Below are 9,119 nucleotides of genomic sequence, written 5' to 3' on the forward strand. Positions count from 1 at the left end.
ATCAGAAAAGGAATCGGTATCTTTCAGCGCCTTGAAATCCGGTTTCTATAAAAAAACAACAAGAAAGTTTTGGACAATTTGTGCAACCAATTGAAGTTCCATGATTTAGCGAGTGAGAAAATCGCGGGGTTTTGAGAGCGATTACGATAACGATAACGATAACGAGCACGAGCACTTAGAGAAACTGGGTTTTGGGCAATGCCCACGTCAGGTCATGGATCGTTTGATAATCTCGCGGGCAATGATAAGGCGCTGAATTTCCGAGGTTCCGGCGACGATGGATCCCACTTTGGCGTCGCGGAAGAGGCGCTCGACCCCGTATTCGCGCATGTAGCCATATCCGCCGAAAATTTGCACGGCCTCGGCGGCCGCGCGCATGCCGGCCTCGGTCGCGAAGAGTTTTGCATGCGACGCCTCGGCGCTGCACCGGATGCCTTGATCGTACATCCAGGCCGCCTTGTATGTGAGTAATCGGGCCGCTTCGATGTCCATGCTCATGTTGGCCAGTTTTTCGAGTATCATTTCGAACATCATCAACGGCTGTCCGAATTGTTGCCGTTCCTTCACGTAGGCGACACATTGATCCAACGCGCACTGCCCGCCGCCGACACCCATCGGCGCGCCGGCGATCCGCTCGAAATCCAAGCCGTGCAAGAGGATTTTCAGGGCTTGGTTTTCACCCTTGATTAGGTTTTCCGCGGGCGCCCGGCAGTCGCTGAAAAAGATTTCCGCCGTCGGCGACGCGTGCATGCCCATTTTCTTGAAGGGTTGCCCGACGCTGAACCCCGGTGTGCCTTTCTCGACGATAAACAGGCTGAGTCCGTGCGGTCCCGCGCCGCGATCCGTGCGCGCATAGACAAGGAACACGTCCGCGACCGGCGCATTCGTGATGAACGTCTTGCTTCCGTTCAGAATGTACTCGCCGCCGCGCCGTTCCGCGAAGGTCTGCATCGAAAGCACGTCCGAACCCGATCCCGGCTCGGTCATGGCAATCGAGAAAATCTTCTTGCCCGAAACCATGTCGGGCAGGAAACGCCGCTTTTGTTCTTCCGAACCGTTGACGGCCAGGTTGTGTCCGCACAAGGCCGACGACACGGTGTAGCTCATCGCGGTGGCCCCGCAGGCATACGCGATTTCTTCCAGTACCACGCAGAAGGTAAGGAGGGACTGTCCCATGCCGCCGTATTCCTCCGGCACACACAGGCCGAGCAGGCCGAGATCGGCCATCTTCCCGAACGACTCGCGCGGGAAGCGTTCTTCCTCGTCCACGAGGGCGGCCAAGGGCGCAATCTCGCTTCGCGCAAATTTGCGCACGGCCTGTTGGAATTCGATTTGCTCGTCGCTCAGCCGAAAATCCATGGGGATTCCTTTCCTTGTTCCACTCCGCCAAACGCACGGCCCCGCCGCGCCGGAAAACGCCATTTCACCACATTCGGGCATCGCCGTCAAAAAAAGATAATGCTTTTCCCCGCGTCTTTTGTGTATTTTGATGTGCGGCTCTGGAGCCGTTTCTTTCAGCGTGTCTGCGGATTCGGGATTGAATGGACCCATTACAATGCGCCGATTCGACGTGTATGGCCTGAGCAACCGCGGAAAGGTACGCGCCGCGAACGAGGACCATATTCTGCTTTACCGGCAAATTCTGAACAACGGAAGCGGGGGGCTGGCCTTCAAAGAGGACGATCCGCGTCTGCGCGCGCCGGGGATGTTGTTTGCCGCGGCGGACGGGATTGGCGGCTTGGCGGCAGGCGCCGATGCCAGCCGGATTGGCCTCGTCGCCTTCGAGGCGCATTATCGCGAGACAGACGGTGGAGAAACCGGTTTGCGGGCGGCGGGCATCCACGCGAATCGCGCCATACTCGACGAGGCGGCCCGTTTCCCGGATCGCCGCGGCATGGGCTGCACGCTGGCCGGCGTTTGTCTGATGGACGGCGGCTATCTCGTGTTTCATGCCGGGGACAGCCGCGTGTACCGGATTCGCAACGGATTTGCCAAGCAACTCACGGTGGACGACACCGTGGCGCAGCGGGCGGTCGAAGCGGGGTTGTTCTCCCCGGATGAAGCGCAGCGCATGGACGCACGGCATACCGTCACGAATTCGGCGGGCAGCCCGTCGTTTGTGCTGCACGTTGCGCCGGGACCGGAATGGCGCGACGGCGATGCGCTGCTGGTTTGCACGGATGGATTGCACGATCTCATCGGAAACGACGCGATCGAAGAGGCCGCGGCAGAGGGATCCGCCGAAACGCGTGCGCGGCGTCTCATGGAGACCGCGCTGCAGGCTGGCGGCCACGACAACATCTCCGTCATAATAATCGGCACGGCAGGAGCGGATATTTGATGGCGGACGCCGAAGACGGACTGCAAGGGGTGACGGAGCGGTTTCCCGAACCGCGCGCGACAGAGCGACTCCCGGACGATCGCGCAACCGCTCGATTCGATGAAGACGCCGGGAGTGTTTCGGCCAAGCCGGCGTCGTCCGCTTTGCGCGAGGGGGAAATGGCCGCCGACCGGTTTCGCGTCAACGCGGGGCCGATGGGCGGCGTGACCGGCGAGGCGGAAATCTATCTCTGCACGGACACACACACGAACGAAAAGGTTGCGCTGAAACTGTACCGTCCGGGACTGACGCCCAAAAAAAGCATCCTCGACACCTTGCTGAACATCTATCAGCCCGGCGTGGTGACGTTGCGCGCCTACGGAATGTGGATGGGGCGATTCTACGAGGCAATGGACTATTGCGAGGGGGGAAGCCTGACCGATGCGATGCCGTTCGACGAGCGGGACTTGCGCGCCCTTCTCGAAGACATCGTGAGCGGGCTTCAGCATCTCCATGCCCTCGGCATCGTCCACCGCGACATCAAGCCGAACAATCTCATGTTTCGGCGCCCGAACCGCCGGGAGGTCGTGATAGGCGATTTCGGCGTCAGTTCGATCCTCGAAGAGGACGAAAAAGTGCGCAAGACGAGTACCGGCGCATTCTTCACCCTCGACTATGCCGCGCCGGAACTCATAGACGGCAAGGAGGTCAGCCCGAAGACCGACTACTACGCGCTGGGCGTAACGCTGATCCATCTGCTTGAAGGACAATCGCCGTTCGCGGGTATGGACAAGAACGCGATACTCGGCTGCCATTTCCGGGGATCCGTGCCGCGTCCCGCGGCGGCGACGCCCGAATTCCGGCGCCTGTTGAACGGGTTGCTGCGGGTCGCGCCGGAAAAGCGGTGGGGCTACGGACAGGTGATGGCCTGGCTGGCCAACGAGCCCATCCTGACGGACGACGGCCTGCTGGATCGTGAAGAGGTGGCGGCGGGCAAACGGGTGCCCTACCGGAGCCTGCCGGATGTTACGACCCCGGCGGAAATGGCGCAACGCCTGAACGATTTCGACGTGGCGCGTGACCTGCAACGGGGCTACGTGTCGCAGTGGGCCATGTTTTTCGACACGGAACTGGGGCGGCGCATCGCGCGACTCGAGGAGGAATTTCTCGACCGGCCCGAACTGGGCCTGTTTCAATTGCGCTATTTGCTCGATCCGTCGCTGCCGCTCGAATTCGGCGAGAGCAAAATCTACAACGTCCGGCAACTGGTGGACGCCTTGTCGAAGACGAACCATCCGCACCGTCGCGAACTTGAAAACCTGATGTACAGCGGCGGGATCGAGGTCTGGATCGAAGCCTTGCGCGACGACGACGAGACGCGCCGGCTGGCCCGCCGCATCGAGGCGATTCGTGCACGGGTGCGGGGCCGTTCGCTCGGACTGTTCGCCCTCTTGCACGTGTTGAAACCGGATCGTCCCCTTTACGTGACCAAACACGCCTCGCTCCGCGCGCCGGAAGAAATCGAGACGATGCTCGCGCAACATCCCGATGCGCGGCAGCCGCTGACGAAATGCCTGTTCAACGGATACTTCGAGGAATGGCTCCGCGCGGCGTTTCCGGACCGGAACGACGACATCCAATTTGTCGCGGACGCGACCGCGCGGTACGCTAACGATCAGGAACAGGGATTGTTCGCCGTCCGGTGCCGTTTCTGTCCGGAACTGCCGTTCCCCTTCGGGATGCGAACGGTCGCGACGCCGAAGGAACTGGCCGCGGCCATCGATCGCGGCGAAGCGCCGGCCCGGCAGCGCGGTCTGCATATCCTGACGAACGGGTGGCTGCGGACGTGGCTGGTTTGCACGGGGCGCATGACCCGGCCGGGGCCGTTCGACGAAATCGCCAACGACGCATCCATCTCGGCGGAACGCAAGCTCGAGGCGATATTGCACGTGCTCGACCCGGATTTGCCATGGCCCGTGCCGGGCGCGGACGTGGATGCGATCGACGGCGGCACAATATCGCGCGAGGCACACAAAACCATCGAAATCACGATTTTGAATCTGGGCCGCGGACACTTGTCCGGAACCATCACACTCGCGTCGGGACCGTTCGACGAGGGCCGGGGCGCGAATATCCTCATGCTGTCGCAGGAAATCGAGGGCGGGCCGGTCACGGTTCCCGTCGTGCTTTCCGGCGAGGGGCTTCCAATCGGGTCCGTTCAGCGAAAGAAGATCGTGGTGGACACCAACGGCGGCCGTCTCGAAATTCCGGTCCAGTTCCGGGTCAGCGCGCCGCTGGGGCGGATGATCCTGCGCGGCGCGGCGGCCGGCGGAATCGTCGCGGCGCTGTTCGCCGTGTTCCGCCTCGTGTTGCAATGGATCCTGCCGGAGTACGCCTACCGCACCATGGACTGGTTCGATTACGGCCCCCTGCCCGGCGACGCGCCCTACTGGGCCTGCATCCCGCTTGCCCTGTTTCTGCTGACGGCGTTCGGCGGGGTGGGTTACTATATCGTGCTGTTGTACCGCGCGACGCGCGAGGAAACGGATTGGACCGAAGCGACCGGCGGAACGGAAGAGGAGTAGCCCGGCGTCATGGATCGCGCAAGGCAATGGATCGTGACCCTGCTGCTGGCGTTGGGGCCGTTTTGTCTGCTGGCCTACATCCTGACGCGGATTGATGCGCCCGGCCCGGCATGGTTCGCGGTGGTGATTCTGGCCGTGTCGGATCGCATTTTCGGCGCGCTGGGTTTCGTTCCGCCGGTGGCGTCGTGGGCAATCGCCGGCTTTTTGCTGGGCGGCCTGACGCACCTTGCCGTGTGGGAACTACGCGAGGTCAACCGGCCCTATCTGCGGTACGGCCTGTTGGCGGCGCCGTGGATCGTCGTGCTGACCATTCCCGGCGCATGGTCAATGCTGGACATCCATGTCAGCCGGCCCGCCGTCATTCAGCGCGCGGACGAGACCTTTCAGGCCGGCGACGTCCGGCGCTTTCAGGACATCGAGTTCGTATGGATTCCCGCCGGCCAGTTTCGCATGGGAAGCCCCGAAACGGAACCCGACCGGCGTCCGGACGAAACCGCGCACATGGTGACCCTTTCGCACGGATTCTGGATGGGCCGGTTCGAGGTCACGCGGTCGCAATGGCATGCGGTCATGAAAAATCCGCCCGAAACGTACGATGAAGACACGGAAGGCCGCTTGCCGATCACCGGCGTGACGTGGACCGAATGCCAGGCGTTCATCGCGGCGCTCAACCGGGGACGCGACGGCGGATTTCGGCTGCCTTCCGAAGCCGAATGGGAATATGCGTGCCGCGCGGGCGGAACGGACGCGTATTCGTGCGGCGGCGATTCGGCCTGCCTGGCCGAACACGCGTGGTATGCCCGCAACAGCGAAGGCCGGGTCCATCCCGTCGGGGAAAAAGCGCCGAACCCATGGGGTTTGTACGATATGCACGGCAACGTCTGGGAATGGTGCCGGGATTTCTATGGCGAATATCCGGAGCGCCGCGTTGTCGATCCCGCGGGACCGCCAACCGGCCAACACCCCGTGTTGCGCGGCGGCAGTTGGTTTTCTCCCCCCGAAGATTGCCGCGCCGCGCGCCGGTTCGTGTTTGTGCCGGGTTACTTCACCGACCGGACCATCCTCGGCTTCCGCCTTGCGCGCACCAACAACCCGGCACGTGATCCGGCGCCGCGGGAACCGGCGCGGCAACAGGAGCCATGACAAGCACGAAAATGTGCGCCGGCAAGATGGAACCCTATGCAGTTTCGCCGGCGCTTCGCTTCGACGTTGGTTCCGCCGTGAAGGCGAGGCTTGCCGCGCAGAGCACGACGAACACGGATCCGATGTTGTGGACAATCGCGCCCCAGATGGGCGTCAGGTATCCCGATCCGCTGGCCGCCACGGCCAACAGATTGAAGGCAAGGCCGAACGCGATATTCCATTTGATAACGGCGATCATGCGCCGGCCAAGCCGGATGAGAAAGGGAATTTTGGCGATGTCGTCGTGCATAAGGACGACGTCGGCCGTTTCGAGCGCGACGTGCGTGCCCGCGGCGCCCATCGCAACGCCGATATGCGCGGCGGCCAGGGCCGGCGCATCGTTGATGCCGTCGCCGACGAACATGACAACATGCCCTTCGTCCTGAAGCCGGCGGATGACGGCGAGTTTGTCGCCGGGTTTCTGTCCCCACCACACATCCTTTGCGCCGGTAGCCTCGGCGATCTGGCGCGCGGCCGTCTCGTGATCGCCGGAGAGCACGCCCACGCGCCGCACGCCAAGGCCGGCAAGACGCTCCACGGCGCCGCGGGCTGCGGGCCGCACGTGATCCGCGACGCTGATGAAACCCAGCGGTCGTTTATCCCGGAAGACAATGAGCGGCGTGGCGCCGGTTTCCTCGCATTGGCGCAGGCGGATTTGCAGCGGGCCGGGAATGCCGGCTGTCCCGCCGCAAAGGTAAGCGCTGCCGACTTCAATCTGGCGGCCCTCGACCAGCGCGCGCACGCCAAGACCGATCTCCGTGGCCATGGCCTCCGCATGGAGCACGGCGATCCGGGCATAATGCGCCGCCTTCAGGACGGCGCGGGCCAGCGGATGCGTGCTGCCCTGCTCGACGCTGGCCGCGCACGCAAGCACTGTGTCCGGCTCGACGCCGTCCGCCGCGACGATCTCCGCAACGCGGGGTTTGCCTTCCGTCAATGTTCCGGTTTTGTCGAAAAGCACGGCATCGGTCCGGCCGGCTTCTTCGAGATATTGGCCACCCCGCACAAGAACGCCCGCGCGCGCGGCCCGGCCCATTGCGGCGACTATGGCGGTCGGCGCAGCGAGGATCAACGCGCACGGACACCCGACGATGAGCACGGTTATCGCGCGTTGGGCCTCGCCGGTAAGCATCCACGCCAGTGCCGCGCAGGCCAGGATGGCCGGCGTGAACCAGCGCGCGTAACGTTCAATCAGCGTGAGGCTGCGCGGACGGTGCGCCTCGGCTTCGGCGACGAGTTTGATGACCTTTCCCAGCGTCGAGTCTTCGCCGACGCGCCGCGCCACGATTTCGATTACGCCGTTATGGTTCAGCGTGCCGGCATATACCTCGTCGCCGGGCGCTTTCTCCTTTGGAATCGGTTCGCCGGTCATCGAGGATTCATCAACGGCCGTTACGCCGGCTTGAATGGCCGCGTCCACGGGGATGCGTTCGCCGGGCTTGACCAGCAACCGGTCGCCCGGACGGATCGCGTCAATGCGAACCGTCTCCAGCGATCCATCCGTTATTCGGACGGCGGTTTCGGGCGCGATGGACATGAGCGATTCGATGGCTTTTCGGGCGGAATCGCTCGTCGCCGCTTCGACCAGCGAACCGAAGACCATCACAAAACTCACGACCGCCGCAGTCAACACCTCGCCTTCGATCAGGCTCGCCACGATCGCGAGACTGACCAGTTCGTCCACGTTGACCTCTCCGCGCAAGACGCCGCGCACGGCCCCCCACACAATCGGCAGCCCGTTCAGGGCCACGCTGATCCAGGCCAACGCAAGCCCGGCATCCGTCGGGGCGCCCTGCGCGCGGTCCCATGCCGCGCTGGCCAGAGCCAACCCGCCCGCGCAGGCAACGCGTGCAAAATCACGCGACACCAGCAACTCCCGGTACACGCCCCGGTAGGCGAATCGGCCAATCATCCATCTACTCCCGGCGGTTTGTTGTCCATTGCCACACGATACCGGATTTCAGGCAGGGAGGCAACACACATTCGACAAGGGTAAAACGCCCTGTTATCAAATCATTTCGGGCAGCAAGGGTTTACTACGTTTTTTGTACCGAGAAGACATAACTCTTCGTATCATTGTGCCTTCGTGGTTCCAAATGTTTTTATGGCAGTTGAAGGGGATAATGGAAAAAGGTCCCAATCTACATAGTCCCCCAACATGTCCCCACTTTTTTTCTACACAACTGCACACCCATGGCGGTAATACCATGACATCTTCCCTGCAACGCACATCCCAAAATTTGCATAGTGTGGTTTGTTACGGTGATAATAATAAAGCTGACAACAACATGGGAGAAACTATTTGATGCCGAAGAAATCAGCAAAAACGAAGACCGCCAAATCCAAGCCGGTTCGCCGCGGCATGGACGCCATCCTAAAGATCATGGACGAGGTGGCGGCTGCCCGCGCCGGTGGCTTGTCGCTGGCCAAGGCGCTGGAACAGGTGGGCGTCCATTACAACACCTTCCTGTCCTGGACCAAGAAATACGGCAAGCAGGCGCCGGGCAAGCCCGCGAAAAGCGCCGTCCAGAAACGCCGCAAATCCCCCGGGGAAGTTCTCCAGGTCATGGAGGAGATCGAGGCGTTGCGCACCGCCGGAAAAACGATTGCCCAAGCCCTTGCGGATCTTGGGGTCAATCCGTTTACCTACCGGTACTGGCGGAAGAAATTCGGCGTGGCGGGAAAAGCGGCGGTATCCATTCCACGAAAAGCGACCGCATCGAAAGCAAGCCGGGTGGATGTCGTCCAGATTCTCGAACAGATGACTGAAAACCGGAAAAAACGCAGGGAACTGGAAGAAGCCGAGAAGCAGATTCGGGAACTGGATGCCCGTTTCGAGGAACTTCGCGGAAAACTGTCCCTGTAGTTTCAGACCCTTCCACCTGCCTTGCCGGCCCCGGAAGATTTTTCCGAAACGCTCGCCCGGTTACTGGATTCCTTCGCGGTTTTCGGCGGCTTACAGGGAGTGGGAGTTCCTTTTTTCGTGGCCCCTGTCCCCCAATCCCGCATTTGTACCTATATGCCGATATGTC

The 9,119-nt window shown here is 62.1% G+C and carries 6 protein-coding genes; 4 read left to right on the forward strand and 2 right to left on the reverse strand.

Features of this window, described 5'->3' with window-relative positions; all coding sequences use genetic code 11:
- Positions 1 to 207 precede the first annotated feature (207 nt).
- The gene (locus P5540_11670) at positions 208 to 1,359 is read right to left on the reverse strand and encodes an acyl-CoA dehydrogenase family protein (GenBank protein HRT65473.1); all 1,152 of its coding nucleotides are present in this window, start codon (positions 1,357 to 1,359) and stop codon (positions 208 to 210) included.
- A 196-nt stretch (positions 1,360 to 1,555) separates the two neighbouring features.
- Between P5540_11670 and P5540_11675 the strand changes: the two genes are divergently transcribed.
- The 3 genes from P5540_11675 to P5540_11685 are packed head-to-tail and all read left to right on the forward strand — an operon-like array spanning position 1,556 to position 6,048.
- Positions 1,556 to 2,341, forward strand: a complete 786-nt coding sequence (locus P5540_11675) for a protein phosphatase 2C domain-containing protein (protein HRT65474.1) — start codon at positions 1,556 to 1,558, stop codon at positions 2,339 to 2,341.
- Positions 2,341 to 4,905: a serine/threonine-protein kinase gene (locus P5540_11680; GenBank protein ID HRT65475.1), complete on the forward strand. Its 2,565-nt coding sequence runs from the start codon at positions 2,341 to 2,343 to the stop codon at positions 4,903 to 4,905. Before P5540_11675 ends, P5540_11680 begins: the two co-directional genes overlap by 1 nt.
- Before the next feature lie 9 nt (positions 4,906 to 4,914).
- Positions 4,915 to 6,048 carry a formylglycine-generating enzyme family protein gene (locus tag P5540_11685; protein ID HRT65476.1) on the forward strand — a complete coding sequence of 378 codons (1,134 nt, stop codon included), beginning with the start codon at positions 4,915 to 4,917 and terminating at the stop codon, positions 6,046 to 6,048.
- A 34-nt stretch (positions 6,049 to 6,082) separates the two neighbouring features.
- Here the strand turns inward: P5540_11685 and P5540_11690 are convergent, their stop codons facing one another.
- Positions 6,083 to 7,999 (reverse strand): cation-translocating P-type ATPase, encoded by a 1,917-nt coding sequence (locus tag P5540_11690; GenBank protein HRT65477.1) that lies wholly within the window; start codon positions 7,997 to 7,999, stop codon positions 6,083 to 6,085.
- Positions 8,000 to 8,392: 393 nt separating this feature from the next.
- On the opposite strand from P5540_11690, the gene P5540_11695 reads away from it, so the two are divergent.
- Entirely contained in the window at positions 8,393 to 8,953 is a 561-nt protein-coding gene (locus P5540_11695; protein ID HRT65478.1) for a hypothetical protein, read from the forward strand.
- Positions 8,954 to 9,119: the final 166 nt, after the last annotated feature.

The organism is Candidatus Hydrogenedentota bacterium (genome assembly GCA_035450225.1).
Lineage (GTDB): Bacteria > Hydrogenedentota > Hydrogenedentia > Hydrogenedentales > SLHB01 > DSVR01.

What these genes read in the sequence shown, in the direction of transcription:
- P5540_11670 (HRT65473.1), bottom strand. Translation starts at nt 1,359, where the DNA reads ATGGATTTTCGGCTGAGCGACGAGCAAATCGAATTCCAACAGGCCGTG.
- P5540_11675 (HRT65474.1), top strand. Translation starts at nt 1,556, where the DNA reads ATGCGCCGATTCGACGTGTATGGCCTGAGCAACCGCGGAAAGGTACGC.
- P5540_11680 (HRT65475.1), top strand. Translation starts at nt 2,341, where the DNA reads ATGGCGGACGCCGAAGACGGACTGCAAGGGGTGACGGAGCGGTTTCCC.
- P5540_11685 (HRT65476.1), top strand. Translation starts at nt 4,915, where the DNA reads ATGGATCGCGCAAGGCAATGGATCGTGACCCTGCTGCTGGCGTTGGGG.
- P5540_11690 (HRT65477.1), bottom strand. Translation starts at nt 7,999, where the DNA reads ATGATTGGCCGATTCGCCTACCGGGGCGTGTACCGGGAGTTGCTGGTG.
- P5540_11695 (HRT65478.1), top strand. Translation starts at nt 8,393, where the DNA reads ATGCCGAAGAAATCAGCAAAAACGAAGACCGCCAAATCCAAGCCGGTT.